General features: G+C 37.1%; 18 protein-coding genes. 3 read left to right on the top strand and 15 right to left on the bottom strand.

All coding sequences use genetic code 11. From position 1 onward, the window contains the following. Positions 1-219: 219 nt before the first annotated feature. Entirely contained in the window at positions 220-588 is a 369-nt protein-coding gene (locus C9E89_RS17465; protein ID WP_107009611.1) for a nuclear transport factor 2 family protein, read from the top strand. A 40-nt stretch (positions 589-628) separates the two neighbouring features. Here C9E89_RS17465 and C9E89_RS17460 read toward each other — a convergent pair whose 3' ends face one another. The 9 genes from C9E89_RS17460 to C9E89_RS17420 form a co-directional block, all read right to left on the bottom strand. After that, entirely contained in the window at positions 629-1834 is a 1206-nt protein-coding gene (locus tag C9E89_RS17460; RefSeq protein WP_107009610.1) for an OprD family outer membrane porin, read from the bottom strand. A gap of 27 nt (positions 1835-1861) precedes the next feature. Further along, positions 1862-2830 carry a formylglycine-generating enzyme family protein gene (locus tag C9E89_RS17455; RefSeq protein WP_378227503.1) on the bottom strand — a complete coding sequence of 323 codons (969 nt, stop codon included), beginning with the start codon at positions 2828-2830 and terminating at the stop codon, positions 1862-1864. Positions 2831-2952: 122 nt separating this feature from the next. Beyond that, a complete protein-coding gene (locus C9E89_RS17450; protein ID WP_107009608.1) occupies positions 2953-4671 on the bottom strand; it encodes an arylsulfatase in 1719 nt (572 codons plus the stop codon). Between the two features lie 94 nt (positions 4672-4765). Then, complete coding sequence (locus tag C9E89_RS17445; RefSeq protein WP_107009607.1) at positions 4766-5122, bottom strand: Rieske (2Fe-2S) protein; 357 nt, start codon at positions 5120-5122, stop codon at positions 4766-4768. Next, positions 5122-5988, bottom strand: a complete 867-nt coding sequence (locus C9E89_RS17440) for a dioxygenase family protein (protein ID WP_107009606.1) — start codon at positions 5986-5988, stop codon at positions 5122-5124. The genes C9E89_RS17445 and C9E89_RS17440 overlap by 1 nt, the downstream gene beginning before the upstream one ends. Before the next feature lie 29 nt (positions 5989-6017). After that, on the bottom strand, positions 6018-7085 hold the full coding sequence (locus C9E89_RS17435; protein ID WP_107009605.1) for a maleylacetate reductase: 1068 nt from the start codon (positions 7083-7085) through the stop codon (positions 6018-6020). After that, positions 7085-8554, bottom strand: coding sequence for an aldehyde dehydrogenase family protein (locus tag C9E89_RS17430; RefSeq protein ID WP_107009604.1), 1470 nt, complete (start codon positions 8552-8554; stop codon positions 7085-7087). The genes C9E89_RS17435 and C9E89_RS17430 overlap by 1 nt, the downstream gene beginning before the upstream one ends. 65 nt (positions 8555-8619) lie before the next feature. Further along, positions 8620-9615: a hydroxyquinol 1,2-dioxygenase gene (locus tag C9E89_RS17425; RefSeq protein ID WP_107009603.1), complete on the bottom strand. Its 996-nt coding sequence runs from the start codon at positions 9613-9615 to the stop codon at positions 8620-8622. A 21-nt stretch (positions 9616-9636) separates the two neighbouring features. Then, the gene (locus C9E89_RS17420) at positions 9637-10128 is read right to left on the bottom strand and encodes a cupin domain-containing protein (protein WP_107009602.1); all 492 of its coding nucleotides are present in this window, start codon (positions 10126-10128) and stop codon (positions 9637-9639) included. 191 nt (positions 10129-10319) lie between these two features. Here C9E89_RS17420 and C9E89_RS17415 point away from each other — a divergent pair, with 191 nt between their 5' ends. Together C9E89_RS17415 and C9E89_RS17410 are read left to right on the top strand one after the other, a co-directional pair. Next, entirely contained in the window at positions 10320-11609 is a 1290-nt protein-coding gene (locus tag C9E89_RS17415) for an MFS transporter (protein WP_171405167.1), read from the top strand. Between the two features lie 180 nt (positions 11610-11789). Next, positions 11790-13055 carry an acetyl-CoA hydrolase/transferase family protein gene (locus C9E89_RS17410; protein ID WP_107009601.1) on the top strand — a complete coding sequence of 422 codons (1266 nt, stop codon included), beginning with the start codon at positions 11790-11792 and terminating at the stop codon, positions 13053-13055. Between the two features lie 190 nt (positions 13056-13245). Here the strand turns inward: C9E89_RS17410 and C9E89_RS17405 are convergent, their stop codons facing one another. The 6 genes from C9E89_RS17405 to hutI form a co-directional block, all read right to left on the bottom strand. Beyond that, complete coding sequence (locus C9E89_RS17405; RefSeq protein ID WP_228199060.1) at positions 13246-14481, bottom strand: hypothetical protein; 1236 nt, start codon at positions 14479-14481, stop codon at positions 13246-13248. A 148-nt stretch (positions 14482-14629) separates the two neighbouring features. Next, the gene (locus C9E89_RS17400) at positions 14630-16186 is read right to left on the bottom strand and encodes a BCCT family transporter (protein WP_107009600.1); all 1557 of its coding nucleotides are present in this window, start codon (positions 16184-16186) and stop codon (positions 14630-14632) included. Between the two features lie 1045 nt (positions 16187-17231). After that, entirely contained in the window at positions 17232-18758 is a 1527-nt protein-coding gene (locus C9E89_RS17395) for an HAL/PAL/TAL family ammonia-lyase (RefSeq protein ID WP_107009613.1), read from the bottom strand. A 239-nt stretch (positions 18759-18997) separates the two neighbouring features. After that, the gene (locus C9E89_RS17390) at positions 18998-20269 is read right to left on the bottom strand and encodes a Glu/Leu/Phe/Val family dehydrogenase (protein ID WP_107009599.1); all 1272 of its coding nucleotides are present in this window, start codon (positions 20267-20269) and stop codon (positions 18998-19000) included. A 195-nt stretch (positions 20270-20464) separates the two neighbouring features. Next, on the bottom strand, positions 20465-21385 hold the full coding sequence (hutG, locus tag C9E89_RS17385) for a formimidoylglutamase (protein WP_107009598.1): 921 nt from the start codon (positions 21383-21385) through the stop codon (positions 20465-20467). Positions 21386-21459: 74 nt separating this feature from the next. Next, positions 21460-22668 carry an imidazolonepropionase gene (gene hutI / locus C9E89_RS17380; RefSeq protein WP_107009612.1) on the bottom strand — a complete coding sequence of 403 codons (1209 nt, stop codon included), beginning with the start codon at positions 22666-22668 and terminating at the stop codon, positions 21460-21462. Positions 22669-22802 lie beyond the last annotated feature (134 nt).

The following is a 22802-nucleotide window of genomic DNA, read 5'->3' as shown; positions in this document are numbered from 1 at the left end:
CGGTTGAACCGTCCTTGATTTGTGAAAGTACATTTCCTAAAGGCATTACACTTTTGTCAATCATGTCCATGTGTCTACAGTCAAAAACTTATCATTAGTATATTTAATTCGCCTAGCGCTCATTATCCTATTTCTACAAACAATTTGTTTCCCTTTTAAATACAAATGAACACACTGATCTCCAATAAAATACGCTTTTCGCATACAGGATAAAATGCAATGAATTATATTGAGATGGTCAAAAAAGCTGAACAAGATCGTTTCCAAGCATTGATAAATCAGGACTATGTTGCTTTTCAAAACTTTTGTGACCCTGCTCTAACTTATGTACACAGTAGTGCTCGAGTAGATACACTGCAAAGCTATATGGATAAATTAGAAAATCAGTTTTATATTTATCAAACTATTGATTATAAAATTGAAAATGTTGTGGAATATTCCGATAGTCTATTAGTTTTTGGTGTATTTGAAGCCAGTTTACTATTGCAAGGCGCTCCGATGCAGTTAAAAAATCGAACTTTATCTGTTTGGAATAAAACCACCGATGCGGTTAAATTGTTTGCCTATCAACCCACACCGATCAAATAAAAATAGAGGGAAATTCCCTCTATTTCAAAATAGTCATACTTTAAAATTTCAGCGTATAGGTGGTAAAGAAACGATTTTCCTGATAACTGCCTTGGACATCATTTTTATAGTTCAGATTGAGCCATTGGAAACCCAAACCTTTCAACATACCTTCATTTACTCGATAATTTGCAATAAAATCAAGTTCGCTTTCATCATACCCTTTTTGCCCTTTGATTATGTAGTTTTGTCCATCGACATAACGTGCCATTACGCTTAAACCGGGAAGCAACCAACTGACATCATGATTAAACGTAAAATGATAGGATAATTCATTGGCTTTGTTAAAAGTACCTTGTGTCCAATTAACATAGCTCAGTACAGGTACAGCCCCATCCAACATTGGAAAATCACTTTTACCTTCTATCTTTTGTAATCCGATTCCGAAAGTATTCGGACCATAAGCGACTTCTTGTAATATACCAAAATATTGGTTATCAATTTTTCCTAAATATTCAGCACCGTTTTCAGTCGTATAATAATATCTAAATTTGCTGTTAAATCTTAAATCATCCATCTGTGTCTTATATTGCAGACCTACAGAATATTGATTATATAAATCTTCCAATTCACTTAAGAAAATTTGCGTTTGTAAGTTCCCTTGCAACGCTTTATATTTTAAATCCAGATAAGCAAGTCCATCTGACTCCTGATTATTTACTGTGATTTTTCTAAATTTATCTTCATTCCTTGGTGAAAATTTATCTAAATAGCCCACGTCCACTTTGAGTTGCGGATTCAATTGCCCTGAATATAACCAGCCTTGATAAATTGTGAGTAACTGTCGACTATAATCCGTTGTCGCTAAAGGCGTATCTACCCATTGTTCACCCCAACTGATTTGATATTGCTTGTGTTTTACACCCACTGATCCTGCGATTTTTTTGTATTCAGATGCCTGCTCCTGACGATTTTGATCAAATGGAATAATCATATCATTGCGATGCTGATCTTCACTAAGGCGCTGCGCGTATTGCAATGAACCTGTATACAAAAGTGCTGTTTCATCGCTAAATTCATGTTGACCATTTGCACGGGCAATAACACCTTGACTCCAACTTCCAATCGAAGCTCGATTGGCTGCATCAAAATCACGTTTGGCATATAAATTTTTGAGGGTCACATCAAAGTTGATCTCTTTTGCTGAGGCGTAGTTTACCCCTGCAGCTATTGCAATGAGCAATAGCACAGTCATTTGTTTGTTCATGCTTAATCCATTAAATTATTTTTTCAGTTATTTGATCTTTTTCACAGTCCTGAAGCCAACATGACTAATGCCTAAATCAGCTTCTTGTGAATGTCTCGCAGAAGCTCGGTAACGCATGCAGTAATTCGATGCACACAGAAATGATCCCCCTTTGATGGTGTATTGATTAAATACAGGTGCTTCTTCTGACTTTAACTGGTGCATCCCCATATGATCATCATGTGTACCTGTAAATGGGCTGTTGGTATATTCCCAAACATTGCCAATCATGTCATATAGACCAAAGGCATTTGCTTTAAAACATCCGACAGGTGCAACATCTGTAAAACCATCTTTGTTGTCATTCTGATAAGGAAACTCACCTTGCCAAACGTTGGCATCTATATGTTCCAAGTCTGCACTCACATCTCGTGCCTGAGTAAAACCTTTAGCCGCATATTCCCATTGTTCCTCTGTAGGGAGCTCATGCCCAAGCCAGTCAGCATACGCAATGGCATCTTTCAAGGTAATCATACGCACAGGTTCATTCGGTAAAATCTGGCGACTCGCATTTGGTCCCCAAGGTTTTTTCCAAAATGCACCTTTAACCAATGACCACCAAGCCAATTCTTTGACTTGTCCTTGTGGTGTTATAAATACAGCAGCTTCGCCTTGTGTTTCAGCTTCAGTAATATAACCTGTAGCTTGAACAAAGCTTTCAAATTGTGCATTGCTGACTTCTGTCGCATCCATCCAGAAATCAGTAACTATTCGCTCACTTTTATATAACGCCCGTTCTTCAGGATAGCTTTGATTGTTTCCAATCTGGAAAGTTCCCCCCGGAATTTTCACCATACCAGCTTCAGGTTGCTTTAACCAATTGTGCGGTAAACCTAAATATTGCTGGCATTGTATTTTTCCACCTAATGTCACATCCTGTGTTTCTGTAGGTGCCCCACCACAAGCGTTGAGTACCAATGCAACTGTTGGTAATGTGAGAAGTTTAAAAATATTCATCATCCTTGATCTCTATTTTCAATCATTTAAAACACAATACGTGATTTCTGATAAACAGAAATAAATGGTCATTAATCTCTGAAATACTGAGTTTAATGACCATTTTCCATTTTATTTACCTATTATTTACCTAGATTTTTCAGGAACTCAGGTTCAATACAGGTGTCATAAAAACAATTCATTTGACCATATTTATAACGAACAGGTGCTTCAACCACGCCCACATGCTGTGCATATTTATCCCATTCACTGGCTAAATTTTTCACAATATCTGGATGTTGGTCTGCGACATTTTTGATGAAGCTTTGGTCTTGAGTACGGTTATACAATTCCCAAGTGCCCGTCCCATACGGCGGTGCTTGCATTTGTAAAGCCCAGTCACCACGGTATAAGGCACGACGAGTATTAAACTCCCAACCTAATGAACGTTCTGGCAATTTTTGCTGATTGAAAATTGGCAGGAATGAAATCCCTTCCAAAGGCAAAATTGGATGGTCATTAAAACTGTTTGGGCGTTGCGTTTTTGTCAGCTCCAACACGCTTGGCACAAAGTCTTTTACATGGACTAAATCTGTTTTAATCTGACCATGCTGCACCATTTTTGGATAGCGGACAATTGCTGGAACTCGAATACCACCATTGGCAACAAAGCTTTTGAAATATGGCAGTGGTGTTGAAGCAACCTGAGCCCATTGTGGACCTAAGTTTACATACGAACCTTTTTTACCCATATTTTCAATACTGTTATCAAAGTTTGTATCGACCCATTCACGGATACCATTTTTATCTTCAGTGGTTCCCAATGATTCAGGTGTTGCAGATTCAGCACCATTATCTGACATGAACAAAATAAAAGTATTATCCAAGTCACCTGTTTGCTTCAGATAGTCTATAACGCGTCCAATATTATAGTCCAAGCTATCAATCATGGCTGCATACACTTGCATGGTCTTAATTTGATCTGCTTTCTGCGCTGCGGTTAACTGATCCCACGCTGGAAATGCTGATGCAATCGGATTATTGACTTGTGTCCCTTTAGGCATAATACCCAATGCAATCTGACGTTTTAAACGTTGGTTACGAATATATTCATAACCTTCTTTATATGAATTTTTGTATTTCGCTAAAAACTGATCGGGTGCCTGTAGTGGCCAATGTGGTGCGGTATATGCCAAATAAGCAAAGAAGGGCTGATCTTTTTTACGGTCATTTTTCAAATAAGACAGCATTTTGTCTGTATAGAAATCTGTCGAGTAAAATTCTTTAGGCAATGTTACATCTTCGCCATCTTCCAAATAGCGTGCTTTGTAGTTGCCTGGAAACATTGGGCTTGCATCCATATGGCTTGCACCACCAGGCATTAGACTGAATGATTTGGTAAATCCTCGTGCTTTAGGATTACTGTCTTCTGTTGCACCTAAATGCCACTTACCCGCCATAAATGAGACATAACCTTGAGCATTTAAAATCTCAGGCATAGTCATCACTTGCTGGTTCAGCTTACCTTCATAACCAGGCTTGCCTTTTTGTTCAGGCTGTAAATATTCAGCCATCGTCCCTAGACCAGCTTGGTGACTATCATTTCCAGTCAACAGCATTGAACGGGTCACAGAACAGGTTGGACCTGCATGAAAATTGGTTAAGATCGCGCCATCATTTGCCAATTTTTTAAGATTTGGCGTTTTAATTTCACTGCCGAATGGCTCAGTATCTGAAAAGCCTAAATCATCCGCCACAATGACCAACACATTCGGTTTTTTCACATTTTCAGCTTGAACCAGTGTGGCACTCAATAAAGTGGGAACAAATACAACCGCCAATGCTAACTTTTTAATGACCATAACATTTCCTTGATAATGGTAAGGTTTAAGCAAAATCCTTGCTAAACGTCAATGTAATGAAAATTGAAGCAGAACAAAATCGCAAAGAAACGAATTAAATGTTCATATTTTTCGAACAATCTTGTAGATAAATATTACCATCTTCAACATAAACAGATTCTTGTACTAGACTGTTCGCCTTACATGGTCCATCGATACATAAACCTGTCTTGATCTCAAACATCGCTGAATGATGGGCACACATAATCCATTGATTATCATAGGTAAAAAACTGCCCTTTGGCGTTGTCTAACTGCACAGAAAAATGTGGACAGATATTATGATAAGCATAAAAATCTTGATCATTTTTAATCAGGACGAGATTGAGCCCCGCTTTCGAGGGATGGGCAACTTTCTTGACAGATTCATGTTCAAAATCTTGCACTTGGCATAATGCAATTTTTGCTGACATCACGCCTGCTCCTTTGCCAACACAAACTGATAATCCACTTTGTAATAGGCAGAATCTATATTGAATTTCTGCTCCATTTCTGCTGAATACTCACAACGCTGATAATCAACAATCAATGCATCTTTCACTCCAAATACCGTATCTGACTCCAAATATGGATCATCTTTCAAAAACAAATGTGTGACTAAACGATGGTGATTTTCTGCTGTAATCATGAAATGAATATGCGCAGGTCGCCAAAAATGGCGTTTTGAAAAATTCAATAACTCACCTACAGGTCCATCAGATGGAATCTGATAACTCACAGGAATAATGCTTTGTATCGCATATTCCCCCTGAGCCTGACTGTAGAAGATGCCTCTTAAATTTCCCAATTGTTGTGCTGCATCCTGACCTGAATACATGCCATTTTCGGCAGTTTGCCAAATTTCGATCTTGGCATTTTGAATCGGGTTTAAGTCGGGATCAACGACCCGACCTGTGATGAGTAATGGGAGCTGTTCCGTTTCCGTATCTGCATGTTCAACAATAGAAGCACCGTAGTCACGGACAGGCATTTCTGGAATAAAGAAAGGACCAAAAACGGTGCTTGGTGTTTGTTTCTCATGTTGATGATGATTGATTTCATCGACCAACATAGAGATACCCATCACATCAGAAAGCAGAATATATTCCTGACGCTGTCCATGGCACATTTGCCCTGTACGCGTCAGAAAATCAATCGCCATTTCCCACTCATTTTGACTCAATTGCACATCTTCAATATATTCATGCAACTTTGCAGCCAAAGTCGTGATCAAATGTTTCTGTCGTTCATTTTCAATCTTTGAAAAACTATCGATTACGTCTTGTGTTAACTGATACATATGACACCCTCCTTGTCATGACCGCCAAATTAATTTGGCGGCAATCCTAAGTAAGCACGTTGCATTAATTGCTCAAGCTCATCGTAGTCATATGCACGTGGGTTGTAGTACGGGCTGTCACAGACGATTTTCGCCACAGTTTGTGGACCTTCTTCAGGTAAACCAATGTCTTTCAATGCCATTGAAATATTCAGTTTTTGATTCAATTCATAAATCAATTGCCCTACTTGCTCATGGCTTGTTCCGCCCAAAGCCTGTGCCAGTTGCGTCATTGCTGCAACATCTGCATTACGGTTGTAATGAACTGAATATGCCAACGTGATGGCATGTGCTTCAGCATGCGGTAAGTTGTAAGTTCCGCCCAAGGTATGACAAATTTTGTGATGAATCGCCATGCCAACAGACCCCAAACAAATACCCGCTAACCAAGCACCATAAGTTGCTTTTTCACGTGCAGCCATATCCGTCGGATCTTGCACAATAGCAGGCAGAGCATCTTTTAAAGCACGAATCGAATCCAATGCCATCAGGCTGATAATCGGGTTTTTATCCTGTGCATACAGGGCTTCCACTGCATGTGCCATAGCATTCATACCTGAACAAGCTGATATTTTTGCAGGCAGTGTCAGTGTTAACTCAGGATCATAAATCACCACTTTAGGCAGAACTTTGATGTCCTTTCCTGTCGTTTTTAAACGATTTTCCGTCATACCATACACAGTCGTCATTTCACTGCCTGCGTAAGTTGTTGGGATCGCCACGATTGGCAAAGCAGTTTTCAAAGCAATCGCCTTTGCCAACCCAATCGTTGAACCACCACCGATCGCCAAACAACAATCTACATTTAAACGTTCGGCTTCAAGAATAGCTTGTTCAGCCACTTCTACAGGTACATGCATAACTGCTTTGGGATAAACACTGACGCAGAGGTTGCCCAATTGTTCAGCTAACTTTTGACCATCTGCTTCTTGTTCAGGTGTGGTGATGATCATCACAGAACGAAAATTGTATTCATTGAGAATGCTGTGTACTTCTTTGGCACGCCCACGTCCAAAATGGACGTTGATTGGCAGTGCCTTATAATTAAACATTTGCATTATTCACCTCGCTGAAAATGTGGCGGGATTTTTGCATCGACATTGACCCAGATCGATTTCGCTTCGGTATAGTCATGAATCGCCTCAAAGCCCATTTCACGACCGTAACCTGATTTACCCATACCACCGAACGGACTACCTGGATTCACACGTTTATAACTGTTAATCCAGCACATGCCAGCTTTAATTTTGCGAGCAAAGCTATGCGCACGGTGAATGTTCTGTGTCCATAAACCACTGCCTAAACCATATTCTGTACAGTTGGCAATTTCGAGCGCTTCAGCATCATCTTTAAAGCGCAGTACAGTAACAAATGGACCAAAGACTTCTTCTTGCGCCACGCGGTCAAAAGGTTGTGCTTCAACAATCGTTGGCATCACATAGAAACCATTTTGTAAGGCTGGATCGGCTGGAACTTCACCACCAAGCAGTACTTTACCGCCTTGTTCTTTGGCAATCTGGGTATAAGACAGAACTTTATTACGGTGTGCTTCAGAGGTTAAAGGACCCATTTCTGTATTTGGATCCATTGGATCACCCAGACGAATAGAAGCTGCAAGCTTAATAAATTTTTCTAAAAACGCATCTGCAATATTTTCATGCAAGACCAAACGTGAACCTGCAATACATGCCTGTCCTTGGTTGTGGAAAATCGCCCATGCTGCACCATTCACTGCTGCATCAATATTGGCATCTTCAAATACAATGTTTGCACCTTTGCCACCCAGTTCAAGTTGAACACGCTTTAAGTTTGAAGATGACGCATTGATGATGCCTTGCCCTGTGCGAGTTGAACCTGTAAACGCAATTTTCCCAACTTCTGGATGTTCAGCTAGGCTTTGTCCTGCTGTTTGCCCATAACCAGGAACGACGTTTACAACGCCATCTGGGAAACCTGCTTTTTTAATCAGTTCAGCAATTTTTAACGTTGAAAGTGGCGTAATTTCTGAAGGTTTTAAAACCACTGTATTTCCAGCAGCCAAAGCAGGTCCAAGCTTCCAGCTAGTAAACATCAATGGGAAATTCCAAGGCACAATTTGCCCAACAACACCAATCGGTTCACGTACCACATAGTTCAGGAAACCCTGTTCAACAGGAATGACCGAACCTTCAATTTTATCGGCAATGCCACCGAAATAACGGAAACATGCTGCAGTACGTGGAACATCCAAACGACGTGAATCACGAATAGGATGACCTGTATCCAAAGACTCTAATTGAGCGAGTTCTTCTAAGTTTTCTTCAATTAAATCAGCTAATTTTAATAGTAAATGTCCACGTTCAGCCGCTGGCATTTCTGACCATGCAGGAAATGCATTTTTTGCCGCTTCTACAGCAAGATCAATATCTTCGGCTTCGGCTGCTGCAATTTTGGTAATCAATTCACCATTGGCAGGGTTTAATACATCAATGGTATTGCCACTTTTTGCAGGCACAAATTGCCCGTTAATAAATAATTGATTATTCATATTTAACCTAAATTTTAGAAATGACAGGGCGAGAACACGCCCTGTTTTGGATAGGAATAGAGAGATTAGAACGCCACTGGATAAGGAGCTAATTCACCTGATGCAAATTTTTCTGGTAAATCAGGTGTTGCATTTTCCCAAACCAATAACATTGAACGTTTAGTTGAATAACCTTGGTGACGAATATTTGCTGGCATTGCGCAAATATCGCCTGGCTTCATGACAATACGAGCGATTGGCGCGCCATCGACTTTATCGCCGATATCCCAAGTGATTTCGTCTGAGAACTGCATAAACCATTCAACACGGTCATTGCCATGGAAAATAGGCAAAATATATTCTTCTGTGGTTGGGCAAAATAAGCTTGCTTTACACACGGAAGTCACCGATGGGTTCCAAGTTACATCCGAACGCGACAAGTATTTAAATAAATTAAAACCACCCAATTGACCTTCAAAACCAGGTTCACAATGAATTAATGGCTCATCTTGATTTACATCAGCAAACTGACGATTGATCTCCAGATCATCACGAAGTGGAGAATCCCCTTCTAAACTTGGCATACGTTTAGTCGCGATACGGTAACGATCAATGGCTTCAATATTTTCACCATTTTTACGACCAAATGCAGAACCAGTTTCTTCAGGTGCAGCAAATGGATCAAAACCTGCATTTACCCAATCATGTAAAATGGCTTTAAAAGTTGCCATGATTTTAGGTGTAGCAAAATTTTCCACATAATCCACGCCAGCATCTTTTAATACACCATTAAAAGTCCCTGCGTAAAAATCTACACTACCATAGTGGTTTTGTGTGCCAATGACGTGGTCAAAGTTGACCCAACCATAGAAAAAACCCCATGCAACATCACGCATGATGGCACGTAAAAAGGCATCTACAGACATCAGGTGTGAATGTTCCTGACCTTTTGCTACCCATGTGACTTTGGCAAAATATTCATCACGAGTGATAGAGAAATTACCCAGTTTAAATGCCTGATAACCCGTAATAGCATCTTTGCCCGTTACTTCAACTTGATCGATGTGTGCAATTTGATTCATAGTATTCTTCCTTGAATATGATTATTTCAAACAAATTTCTGACCATTTTTCTAATGATAATGGTCCCTTGATTGTTTGGATTAATAAAACAGAAGGATCATTTGCTTCAAAACGATAAGCTGAACCTGCTGGTAAAATTGCTTGATGACCTTTTTTGAGTACAACATAACCCATCGGTGTACCATCAGGTAGTTCACCAGCAAGCTGTGTTCCTTCTATTTCAACATTCACTGTGCTTTTTAGCTTAAGGAAATCAACACGAACTTCTCCATCCATCACCACCACAAACTCATCATGAGAAGCGGTGTACCATACTGACTGACCTTCAGCACGCACAGTTTCAATCACATACTTTTGATTGAGACCGACCACAATTTTGTCATAGGCTGTTGCATGCTCAGCAACTTCAAATACATTTGAAAAAGCGTAATTGGTTGCTTCACCCTGAACAATTTGGATTGATCCTTTTTCGTAGTCTTTCAAACTACCAAATTTTGTTGTGTAAGCAGTCATTTGTTGTTCCCTTTGCAAATTTCCTATTTCAAAATTAAGGGATGTTTAACGAATGAACAATAAGCACTTTTTCGACATGAATGTTCGTTATTTTCAAACAATCAAGCACAAAATATCTTTCTATAATCGATTTCCGAGAAAAACGTAAATGAGTAACAGGAACGCTTACTCATGATAATTAGGAAATACATATGGATATTCAAAAATGGGACACTTCCTATGAATGGAAGATCGTTTTACTGCTGACCTTAGGTTTTGGTTTGGTCGGTTTAGACCGTTGGATCATTGCACCACTCCTGCCTTCAATCATGAAAGACCTCTCCCTTAATTATCAGGATGTCGGTCTAATCTTTGGTGCGTTAGGTATTACTTGGGGCATTTTTTCGATTTTCTCAGGGCATCTTTCTGACAAAATTGGACATCGTAAAATCCTACTGATTTCTTTAGTGATTTTTTCGTTGGCTTCTGGTTTTTCAGGTGCTGCAATGGGATTGACCAGTTTAATTCTGATTCGGGCTTTGATGGGTATTTCTGAAGGTGCGTTTTGTCCAACCAGTTTTGCAGCAACGGCTGTAGCGGCAAAACCTTCGCGCCGTGGGACTTTACAAGGCTTGCAACAAAGTGGATTTGCATTGTTTGGTCTAGGTTTAGGACCCATTATCGCCACACAATTAATGTTATTTTTGCCCTCATGGCGTGAGGTATTTTGGGTTGTGGCGATTCCAGGTTTTGTTCTAGTCATTTTTCTATTTTTCATTTTGCGAGAACCTGAACAAACTCAGGGTGGCAAACTACTTATTACTGAAAAAAAAGAAACCAAACAAGAAAAAGTCAATTGGTCTGTGATCTTGAAAACCCGCAATATTCTGCTAAGTATGATCGGCTTATTTTGCACCATGTCTTGTGTTTTTGTGATCAGTGCGATGGTACCGTTATACCTAGAAAACTATCTTAAACTGAATATACAACAAATGGGTTTTGTAGTGTCTGCAATTGGTTTTGGCGGCTTCCTTGGTCAATTCCTTGTACCTGCCTTTTCCGACTGGTTCGGTCGTCGTTTAAGTGCAGTATTGAGTTTTCTTGGTTCTACCATTTTTATTGTTTTATTTGCCAATTCAGCAGCATCCATCTCAAGTTTATTTATTTTACTTTTTGCCTTATCTTTTTTCAGTTTAGGTCTAATTGCACTACTTTCAGGACCAATTGCAGCAGAATCAGCACCTGCTGGACTGGTTGCATCTTCAATTGGCTTAGTCGTTGGTGCAGGTGAAATTTTTGGTGGTGGCATCGCCCCTGTATTGTCTGGCTTAGTTGCAGAACATTATGGTATTCAAAATATTTTTTATCTAAGTCTGGTTGGTACTGTGGTGGGCATGATAGTCAGTTTATTTATCAGAGAAACAGCGCCACGAAAAATAGGTACATTGCATAAAGAAAAGAATGAATCAACAGAAACGATCCAATCACATGAATCAGCTTAAAATTTATTTTTCATAAATTGAATCATGGAAATATTGCCTGAACTAATTTGAATTTTAGGCAATATTTCCAACTATTTTCATGACTTAAACACAGCATGGTCTCAATCAAAATAGCATACGATATTGTTCTAAATCCAATGCATACCTCTATACCTACGATACTCAATGTAAAGCTCAAAGATGAAAAAAATTTATGATATTACACAATTGAATCTAGCTGAGTTTATTTCTCCGAATGATTGTGTGGTTTGGGGGCAAGCACAAGCCGAACCAACGACTTTGACAGAATATTTAATGCAAAATCGAGCACAAATCGGTCGATTTAATGTCTTTTTAGGAATTTCAGAATATCCAACTTGCTTGGCTGAATATTCAGATCAGATTCAATATTCTAGCTATTGTGGTGCTGGATATAATCGTATGTTGGCACAACAACATTGTTTAGATATTCTACCCTTCCATTATTCACAATTACCAACATTGATCGAGCAACAAAAATTAAAAGTTGATGTGGTTTTAATTCAAGTATCTTCTGCAAATGCACATGGTCAATATAGTTATAGCCTTGCACAAGATTATTTAAGATCAGCAATTCGACAGGCACGTGTTGTTATTGCAGAAGTCAATCAACAAGCCCCGTGGGTATATGCAAATGACTACTTAACTGAAGACGATTTTGACCTTATGCTTTATACAGATCGTCCAATTATCTCAAAACGGTTTACCCTAGCTACTGAAACTGAACAAAAGATTGCTAAAAATGTAGCTTCTTTAATCGATGATGGTTCGACTTTACAAATTGGACTTGGCACGATTCCTGAGTCAATCTTACAAGCACTTGACCAACATCAACACTTAGGTATTCACTCAGGAATGATCAGTGATGGTGTTGCACAGTTAATGCAAACAGGTGTCATCACAAATGAGAAAAAGAGTTTTGATTGTGGTCAAACCATCACTGGACTCATTACTGGTTCTCATCAATTACACCAATTTGTTCAAAATCGTGTAGAAGTACAACTCCGTCCAACAGAATATACTCATCATCCTGCTGTTCTGGCAGCAATCAAACAATTTATTGCAATCAATTCGGCTATTGAGGTTGATCTCACAGGGCAAGTCAATGCTGAGGTACTGAATCAAACTTATGTTGGCGCAGTTGGTGGTGCTTTAGATTTTATTCGTGCTGCCAATCAATCACAAAATGGTGCTTCTATTATCGCATTACCTGCTTCAAGTAAAGGATTCTCTAGGATCGTACCACAGCTACAAGGTCCTGTATCAACACCACGTAGCGATGTCGGTTTTATCGTCACTGAATATGGTGTTGCAGATTTACGTGGCTTGTCTATTTCTCAACGTATTCAGCGCATGATTGCTATTGCTGAACCCAGTTTACAAGATGAATTATCCTTTCAGGCTTATATATTAAAACAAGTTAAATAGGATTTAGTTATGACGGACTAAATAAAGGAAAAATAAGCTATTAAATACTTATTAGTGACAGAAGAATGTATTTAGACTAATCTTCAAATTTTGCATTGCAAATTTTATTCTAGACAAAATACATCTTCTATAAAAGTTGAAAAAACTATAGCGCATAAACCCTATAGTTGACTTATATTTATGCTCTTAGTTAAAAATAATATCCAATATTTATATTGACTTGATTTTCCCATTGATTACTTCCACCAATAGCCAAGCTTTGCCCATAATCACTTCCTCCAATATATGGATTATTTTTGCCAAATAACCATTCTGTAGCGATGTAAATATTTTTTTTGAAGGTAAATGCAGACCCAAGCACAAATTGCTGTGAATCTAAGAAATCCTTTTTGGATTTGTCATAACGACTATAATGCCCATAAACATTAAAATCATTAATGTCTTTTATATTTAATTTTGGAATTTTATAATTGATATCAATACTACTAATCACACCTTGATTGGCAATATTAAATGTCCCATCATAAGAACCTAAAGTAGTTTGAGTGAATGGCGTATCAATATGATTATATAAACTAATTAATTTTAAACTAAATCGATCATTATTTAAGCCATAATGTAATCCAATGACTTTCCGTTCACCATTATTTTCATCAAAATCACTTTTTGATTTTAATTTTGAATAATAACCTGACACACCATAGTTTGAAATCCAATGATCAGCTTTTTGAGTATAATTATATTGTACTGCAAGAGCATCTTTCTCTTCATAATGTGTACCATTTTCTAAACTATCATCTGCTGAAACAATCTGATTAGAATAGTAAGTACCACGACTTGTCCCCTTACCTTGCCAAGGATTTGCAGCATAGTAAGCTGCTAAAAATTCATGATTTTCATTTTTATAATCATATTTCACACCTAAGCGATATAAATCCTCAATCCCTGCAATATATGCTATAGATTCAATAACAGTACTCGTATAATAAGGCTGAAAACCAATAGGTACTTGATTTAAACCCACTTGAATGGCTTGCTCTTTATCTACTGTATATTCTAAATAAGCTTTCTTTGTGAAGTTAATATCTCCAATATGATCAGTATAAGTATAAGGGTATGCTCCACCTAATATACGATGTTCAACATGCCCTGAGAATTGATCATAATAAAAATCTAAATTTACAATTGCAGTATCAAAACTTAGTTTTCGAATATCACGGTCAGGATCATAATCAAATCGCATTCGTATAGCACCACCCAAATCTATACGATTTTTCTGTGTTAAACTTTCTTCTACCACATCATCAGCATAACTCAAGCTTGAAAAAAAGCATGAGGAAGCAAATAAGAAAACAGAAGCTAATTTTAATTTATCATCTTTTAATGATAAGTCCGCATATATAAAAAATTTCGATAAAATATCCATACTTAATCCCTAAGTATCTGTATCATTGTACTTTATTTTGACAAAGCTTCGCTCTTCGCCAGAACGAATGTCAAAATTTAAAATTGATTTTAAAAGAGAAATTTCTGATCAGACTGCCCATTCAATCTGATCAGAAAGCGAGTGAGTGTTACTCAACAGGTTTGTCATAAAAGAAAATTTTAATAATCGACAACACTTGCAACATAAATATAAATAGTACGCAGAAACCACCGCATGCAGCTAAAAACTTAATGCCATCAATCCCTTGCTCACCACCCCCAAAAACACTCATAATAATCGCAATTGATCCAATTAATGTGCCCCAAATAATACGTTGATAAGCAGGTGCTTCTTCACCAATTGGTACATCTTTAGTACACATTCCTGCAATAGTGGTTGTTACACTATTTGCAGCAACAGCATAAGCAAATAAACTAAGTACAAGAATTAATGGCACGATCACTACACCTAGTTTAAAAGGAAGATGTTGTAAAAATGCCCATAAACCAGATACAGCACCATTATCTTTAATAATTTGAACTAAATTTAAAACATTGCTTTCTTGTAGATATAATGAGGTTCCGCCCCAAATTGCAAACCAAATCAAAGCAAAACAAGAAGGTAGAATCCAATTGACAATAATAAATTCTTTTAATGTACGACCATAAGCAATCATGGCAAGGAATAATCCCATCAATGGTGCATACGCAATCCACATTGCCCAGTCAAATAATGTCCACCATTGTGTTAACTCGACGCCACCAATATCACCTGGATCTAATCCCCATAAAAAGAAGTTATCTAACCATACAGCCATTCCAGCTGTTGAGGTTTTTAGAATATAAATCGTTGGACCTGTAATAAATAAAAGCATAAGTAAGAAATATAAAACTTTTGATTTTATATTTGCTAAAACTTTAAAACCTTTATCTAGTCCTAAATAAGATGAGAATGTGAATAACGCTGTTGTCATTACACCTAATACAACAAATACTGTCGTTGTAATATGAATGCCATAAGCAATTTTCAAACCTGTAGCAACAACTGTTAAACCTGTTCCTAAACCTGATGCAAGAGCAAGTACAATCGCTAATGTAGAAAATACATCAATAAAATTTGCCACAAATTTATTTTGGGCATATTGACCTAATATCGGCTCTAAAGTCGCAGATACTGTCAATCCACGCTTTTTATTGAAATACATATAAGCAGCGATTAAGCCTGATAAGGTATACATTGCATAAGGAATAAAACCCCAATTATAAAATGAACGACCTAATGCCCAAATAGCAGCATAATGCGTATGAGGTTCAACAGGTACATGATTCAACTCACCATAAATATTACCAAAATAAATAATTGGCTCATTTGCACCATAAGTAATTAAACCTGTTGCAATACCACTACTCAATGCCATTGCAAACCAGCGCCCAAAACTCATGTTGGCTTGGGCATCTTTACCGCCAATACGTAGGTTTCCATAACGCGATATCATTATTACACCCACTAAAATAAGAGCAATAATTGAAATCCATTGATATAACCAGCCAAAACTTTGCAACGACCAATTAAAAAAATCTTTGGTTAAGGCAATCAACATTTCACTATGAAAAATACCTAAAATCACCGCAGAAAAAACAAATAAAAACATTGGAGCAAAGACCCCCCAACGTATCGTTTTTTCCTCTTTTTTTACATCTTCCATATACTCATCCTTTTGTATCTAGTGGCAGTAAGTCCATTAAAAAATCTAGATCGCATGCTGATGAAATCTTTTCATCCTCTAAGCCATACAAAAGATCATTTACAAACTTTAGATATAGCTAAACCATTCAATTTATCCATATATGGATTTTTAAAATAAAAATATTCCTTAGCTCCCTATTCCAAGCTAATTTCATCCATAGAAAATGATTGGTTTTTACATACTGAACACTACATGATTTAACATGTATATACAACATAATAAATTTCTTTTGAAATTAGTAGTTTTTTTTGAACGATTTTTACGTTTTTTATTGATTTTTTAAGTGGAAAAACATATAAAAAATATCATTTAAAATATTTATTTTTAAAAAACATGTGTTTATAAAAATTAAAAACAAAGATTCAATTCGCTTAAAAACAAATATAAACTAAAGTTTTATACGATTAGCTCATATATCAGCTTTATTGCAGAAAGCTTTCAAAGCTAAACTACTTTTTAATTACTCAAATTTAAGTAGCAACTTGAGCATAGAATTAAGTTCATTTTATAAACTTATTGAGTATGACCAAACATACATGTGTTATTAAATTGACGATCAAAATTCTTAGTTTTGAGTTATAAGCTTCATCTGTATCGATTATATCTAGCATACTATCTAATCCAATCCACACAGTTTAATCAGCGCTTAAACAAGCTATTATGCATAAAAAATAAAGTCGAAACTAAATATTTGATCATCTACAACCTTGCATGCTGTCTTAGAATAGGTTTACTTTTATTGATATTTGCCTGATAGCCAAAAATACCCTTGAGTCTTAGGCTCAATGAAGTATTTATTCGATTAATTAATGCTAGATCATAAGAGGAACTATTGATTAGATTTTGGATATAGGCTTTTCATTTGGAAATGATATTGATAAATAAATCTTCAATGATAACTTTATACAAAAAATTGCTATAACAATAAAAAATAGGGATACATTTGTATCCCTATGAAATAAAAAATTTATGTCGTGATTTTTTACTGATCAAACCATAATACTTAATTTAGCTCACCAATCACATTTTCTACAATCGAAACTAAAGTCCCATTATGAATCATGCTTTTGATCTCTGTTATAAACTGAAAAATATAGGCATCTTTTTCTGGAACTTGAATTGTTTTTTGTAATTCAGTAAGAATTGTTTCAACTGCTAAACTATGCTTCTTATTTTCCAATAAAAATTGCTGACTATAATAGGCAGATAACAACTCAATTGCCAAAATATATTCAAGCTTATCAACAACAGAAATCGCTTTTTTAGAGGCATTATATCCCATTGCCACATAATCTTCTTGATTACCACAAGTCGGTGTATTATCAATTGTCGCAGGATGAGATAATATACGCATATCATTTAATAATGCCGCTTGTGTATATTGCGGAATCATCAAACCAGAATTTAAACCAGGTTGTTTAATTAAAAAAGATGGAAAACCAGATAAACTGCCATCAATTAAACGATTATTACGACGCTCAGACATTTTTGCTAAATTTGTCGCTGCGATGGCTGCTGTGTCCATCGCCAGCCCCACATACGATGAATCTGGATTACAAGCAGAAATAATTTCTTTTTGATCTAAATCTAAGTCATACCAGACAATTGGATTATCACAGCAAGCATTCATCTCAATTTCGATCGTCACCAAAGCATCATTTAAGACTTTTTTAGCTGCACCATGCAACTGTGGAATACATCTGAGCGATAGTGCATCTTGCAATTTTATAGGATGACGTTGTAATGCCAGTTCTGAATCTTTAAGTAAACGACGAATATTTGAAGCAGTTTTGGCTTGCTCTGGATGCGGACGCACATTCATAACACGCTCATCAAATGCAACTAAAATTCCTTCTAATGACTCCAAAGTTAAAGCTGCAATAATATCAGCAGATTTAGCTGCGTTTTGCATATCATATAAAGCTAAAGCGCCTAGTGCAGTTGTTGAGGTCGTTCCAGAAATCAGCGCCAAACCCTCTTTCGCATGTAGTTGAATAGGCTGAATATTCTCTGCTTGTAATACTTCGACTGCGGTGCATAATTTTCCTTGATAAAAAATACGCCCACGACCTATCAAAGTCAGTGCAAAATGTGCTTCAGGTGCTAAATATCCGACTGAACCTTCTTTTGGCATCCAAGGAATGAGATTTAAATTTAAAAATTGACGAATCATTTCCAAAACTTCGAAACGGACACCACTATAACCTTGCCCTAAGTTTTGCAAAATCATAAGCATACAAGCACGCACCTGCTCTTCATTCAGCGGATCTCCAACTGAAACTGCGTGTGATAGAATTAGATTTTCTTGTAATTCAGCGGTTTGCTCTTGTGAAATTTTCTCTGAACATAAAGCACCAAAACCTGTTGTAATCCCATACATCAACTCATCACTTGCCATCATTTCTTCAAGAACTTCACGTGATTTTTTTACACGTTTGACATACTGTTCTGAGAATTCGATCTGCTTTTTAAAGCGAGCGATTTCAATAAACGTGTTTATATCAATTTTATCGCCTAATTGTATGTTCATATTTTCGTCCTGATGTTCATATTTTACATTCGTAAAGTCCATGAATTTCCATTTTCATGTGATTTCAATAGAAAAAAGTCCTTTACTTTTCACATATTCTTCTCTTTTTCTAACAAAAACTAGAAGAAACGATTTGTTTTCTACTCTTACTTAAAGAGGAATTAAGAAAAAAATTATTAACTCCCTATTTTTGAAAAAAATAAGGAGTTAGGGAGAGTTTTTAAATTACATCCAAGTCATTAACCTGGATAAATACCGCGTTCTTTACGCGCACGTAGAATACGTTCGCATGCCAAAATATAGGCTGCTGTTCGTAGACTACACACTTTTTCATTAGCAGCTTTCCAGACATCATTCACTGCTTGAATCATCAACTTATCCAGACGTTGATTAATTTCTTCTTCAGACCAGAACAAACTCGCCATGTCCTGAACCCATTCAAAATAACTCACAGTCACACCACCCGCATTACAAATTACATCAGGTACAACAGTGATACCTCGTTCAATTAAAATGTCATCTGCATCTAAATACGTTGGACCATTTGCACCTTCAAGCACTAATTTTGCAGACAGTTTTTTTGCTCTTTCAACAGTAATCTGACCTTCTAATGCTGCTGGAATAAGAATATCCATTTCAACATACCAAAAATGATCATTACTGATTGCTTCTGCACCCACAAAGCCAGCTACGCCTTGATGTTCTGCTAAATGCAATTTTAATGCCTCAATATCCATACCTTCAGGCTGAAAAATCGTTCCTGTATGATCTTGAATAGCAACAATTTTTGATTTTGCATTTGCAAATAAATAAGCTGCTTCACTACCGACATTACCAAAACCTTGTACAGCAACTTTTGCGCCTTCCAAAGGTAATTTGATTTTTTGTGCAACTTGTTGACCTGTAATAAACACACCTCGACCAGTGGCTTTAATACGCCCTAATGAACCACCTAAATGTACAGGCTTGCCCGTCACAACACCAGTCACTGTATGACCTTGACCTGATGAATAGGTATCCATAATCCAACCCATAACATTAGGATTGGTTCCTACATCTGGTGCAGGAATATCTTTTTGTGGACCAATAATATGACCAATTTCACTGGTATAACGACGCGTCAAGCGCTCAAGTTCACGTGGTGATAATGATCGAGGATCAACACGAATACCTCCTTTTGCGCCACCAAATGGTAAGTTTAGCGCAGCAGTCTTTATCGTCATCCAAGCAGATAATGCCATCACTTCATTTAAATCTACATCTGGATGATAACGAATCCCACCCTTACCTGGTCCACGAGATAAATTGTGCTGCACACGATAACCTTCAAAATGGCGAATTGTGCCATCATCCATCACAATGGGCACATCTACAATCAAAGCGCGTTTTGGGCGCTTTAAAGTATTGATATAGTCTTTGAGATGTTCCAAATATGGTGCAACACGATCAACTTGTGCCAAATATGTTTGCCATGCACCATTACTTTCTGGAACATACGATAAATTAGACATGCTTCATCCTTGTGAAATTATTTTATGAGCTTTTTACACCGATTTTTCATCTATTTTAATAAATCTCAGATTCAAAACTAAAATGTAAAAAGCCCCTGTTGTGTAATGTTGATTCGCTCAGAACTTCAACCCTATTCTTTAATCCTTCTCTTTATAAAGAGAGTATAAGAAGAGGTTTTCTAGCTTTTAAGTGCTTTAATCGAAGATATAATTAAAAATAATATAAGCCGCCAACTTGGCAGTTTTATTGTCCAAGTCAAATTTTGGATTACATTCAGCTACATCAAACACTCTGATTTTTCCAGAATCTTTAATGAATTGAATTAATGGATCAAATACAGCCAAATCAATGCCTTTTACTGCTGGCGCACTTACACCTGGTGCAATACTTGAAGCAAATACATCCAAATCAATGGTCACATATAAATAGTCAACCTGATCAATAAAGGATTGGATTTTCTGTTTTAAGCTTTCAAGCTGTGTAACTTGTACATCACGGTCTAAAATATAAGCAGCATTTAAACGATCAGCCGTTTCAAACAAGACTTGAGTATTTGAATGTTTTGCAACACCAATACATAAGTAATGAAATGATTTGCCCTGCTCTTTAGACTTTTGTGCTGCCTGTAAAAATGGTGTACCTGACGATGCTTGATCAGCTTGTCTTAAATCAAAATGTGCATCAAAATTGATTATTCCAATATTTTTATCAGGTTCATGTGCCTTCAAATACTGAAATAATCCACTAAAACTACCATAAGCAACTTCATGACCACCACCCAATACAATGGGCTTTTCACCTTGCTCAAGTGCTTGAGCAACATGGTCTGCTAGTACTGCTTGTGCTTCTTCAAGTAAACCATGTTGACAAATAACATCGCCACGGTCAGCAATGCTTATAGTCTGATGCACAGGTAAATTTGCCAATTGCTTACGTATCGCATTTGGTGCTTCTGCTGCACCAATACGACCTTTATTACGCTGTACACCTTCGTCAGAACCAAAACCAATTAAACTATACTCGGTTGATTCTGATTGATTAATCACTTGAAAAATACGCTTATGATTAACCGCAGTGCCATCATCACGCCCATCCCAATGAAATGTATTACTCATTTTAAAATCTCTATACAGCAGGATACTTAAGCTCAAAAAATCATTATTTCAAATGAATAGGGAAATAAATCTCTTTATGAAATTTGCAATTCTTGAGCTTGATAAATAATACGTTTAGACAAATCACCACCTAACCAATAGGTAATTTCAGATGGATGCTCAATTTCCCAAGCAATAAAGTCCGCAACTTTACCGACTTGTAAACTACCATGTGTATCTTGTAACCCTAATGCTTTGGCTGCATGAATCGTCACACCTGCTAAGGCTTCTTCAGGTGTTAAACGGAAAATAGTACTGCCCATGTTCAACATCAAACGTAAAGATAAACATGGTGATGTACCTGGATTTAAATCTGTTGATAGCGCAATTGGAACTTGATGCTGTTTCAACACATCAATCAGTGGAAATTTAGTTTCTCTTAAGAAATAAAATGCGCCTGGCAAGATCACAGCAACAGTGCCTGATGCTGCCATTGCTTTAACATCATCTTCGGTAATATATTCTAAATGATCTGCTGATAATGCCTGATAACGTGCTGCCAAACTTGAACCTGCTAAAGCTGATAATTGTTCTGCATGAATTTTGACAGGAAGTCCTAAACTTTGTGCAGTCTGAAATACTCGCTCAACTTGTTCAGGTGAAAATGCCAAGTATTCACAAAATGCATCAACAGCATCCACTAAACCTTCTTCATGTAATTTTGGCAGTATTTCTGTACAGATATACTCAATGTATGCATTGCTTTCCCCTTCATATTCTGGTGGAAGTGCATGTGCTGCCAAGCAGGTACTTTTTACTGTAATAGGCAAATGCTGTGAAATTTGACGAATCACACGAAGCATTTTTCTTTCATTTTCATAATCAAGTCCATATCCAGACTTAATTTCAATGGTGGTTACACCATCTTTTAATAGACTTTTGATACGTTTTAATGCGCTAAGTAATAACTGTTCTTCACTTGCTTCGCGTGTTGCTCTTACTGTGCTAGCAATGCCACCACCTTGCGCTGCAATTTCGGCGTAACTCATCCCTTGTAATCTTTTTTCAAATTCGATGCTACGATTTCCGCCAAACACACTATGTGTATGACAATCGATAAAACCTGGTGTTACCCAAGCTTGATTTAAATCGGCAGTTTCATCATATTGATCGAATGCTAGATCTTGTTCTGGTCCAATCCAGTGAATCACATTCCCTAAAGTCACAATTGCTGCATTTTCAATGATGGAATATTTTCCATGCTGCATCGTTGCAATATGACAGTTGTGCCAAAGTTTTTTCATAACATCCACCTTAGGCTTTTGACCTAACTCTGTATCGTGATTTACTTTTTCTTTGTTCATGTTTTAGGAAACAAACGAATCCTTTATTGAAATTGTTTATTTACAATTTCAGAAGGCTACTACTGATCAGTCAA

The sequence above is a fragment of the Acinetobacter sichuanensis genome (assembly GCF_003024515.2).
Classification (GTDB): Bacteria; Pseudomonadota; Gammaproteobacteria; order Pseudomonadales; family Moraxellaceae; genus Acinetobacter; species Acinetobacter sichuanensis.
Note: the sequence above shows the minus strand (reverse complement) of the source record. Positions and strands in the feature narration are given on the sequence as shown.

Excerpts from the sequence above, each read along its gene's own strand:
- C9E89_RS17465 (WP_107009611.1), top strand. The coding sequence starts at position 220 with ATGAATTATATTGAGATGGTCAAAAAAGCTGAACAAGATCGTTTCCAA.
- C9E89_RS17460 (WP_107009610.1), bottom strand. The coding sequence starts at position 1,834 with ATGAACAAACAAATGACTGTGCTATTGCTCATTGCAATAGCTGCAGGG.
- C9E89_RS17455 (WP_378227503.1), bottom strand. The coding sequence starts at position 2,830 with ATGAATATTTTTAAACTTCTCACATTACCAACAGTTGCATTGGTACTC.
- C9E89_RS17450 (WP_107009608.1), bottom strand. The coding sequence starts at position 4,671 with ATGGTCATTAAAAAGTTAGCATTGGCGGTTGTATTTGTTCCCACTTTA.
- C9E89_RS17445 (WP_107009607.1), bottom strand. The coding sequence starts at position 5,122 with ATGTCAGCAAAAATTGCATTATGCCAAGTGCAAGATTTTGAACATGAA.
- C9E89_RS17440 (WP_107009606.1), bottom strand. The coding sequence starts at position 5,988 with ATGTATCAGTTAACACAAGACGTAATCGATAGTTTTTCAAAGATTGAA.
- C9E89_RS17435 (WP_107009605.1), bottom strand. The coding sequence starts at position 7,085 with ATGCAAATGTTTAATTATAAGGCACTGCCAATCAACGTCCATTTTGGA.
- C9E89_RS17430 (WP_107009604.1), bottom strand. The coding sequence starts at position 8,554 with ATGAATAATCAATTATTTATTAACGGGCAATTTGTGCCTGCAAAAAGT.
- C9E89_RS17425 (WP_107009603.1), bottom strand. The coding sequence starts at position 9,615 with ATGAATCAAATTGCACACATCGATCAAGTTGAAGTAACGGGCAAAGAT.
- C9E89_RS17420 (WP_107009602.1), bottom strand. The coding sequence starts at position 10,128 with ATGACTGCTTACACAACAAAATTTGGTAGTTTGAAAGACTACGAAAAA.
- C9E89_RS17415 (WP_171405167.1), top strand. The coding sequence starts at position 10,320 with ATGGATATTCAAAAATGGGACACTTCCTATGAATGGAAGATCGTTTTA.
- C9E89_RS17410 (WP_107009601.1), top strand. The coding sequence starts at position 11,790 with ATGAAAAAAATTTATGATATTACACAATTGAATCTAGCTGAGTTTATT.
- C9E89_RS17405 (WP_228199060.1), bottom strand. The coding sequence starts at position 14,481 with ATGGATATTTTATCGAAATTTTTTATATATGCGGACTTATCATTAAAA.
- C9E89_RS17400 (WP_107009600.1), bottom strand. The coding sequence starts at position 16,186 with ATGGAAGATGTAAAAAAAGAGGAAAAAACGATACGTTGGGGGGTCTTT.
- C9E89_RS17395 (WP_107009613.1), bottom strand. The coding sequence starts at position 18,758 with ATGAACATACAATTAGGCGATAAAATTGATATAAACACGTTTATTGAA.
- C9E89_RS17390 (WP_107009599.1), bottom strand. The coding sequence starts at position 20,269 with ATGTCTAATTTATCGTATGTTCCAGAAAGTAATGGTGCATGGCAAACA.
- hutG (WP_107009598.1), bottom strand. The coding sequence starts at position 21,385 with ATGAGTAATACATTTCATTGGGATGGGCGTGATGATGGCACTGCGGTT.
- hutI (WP_107009612.1), bottom strand. The coding sequence starts at position 22,668 with ATGAAAAAACTTTGGCACAACTGTCATATTGCAACGATGCAGCATGGA.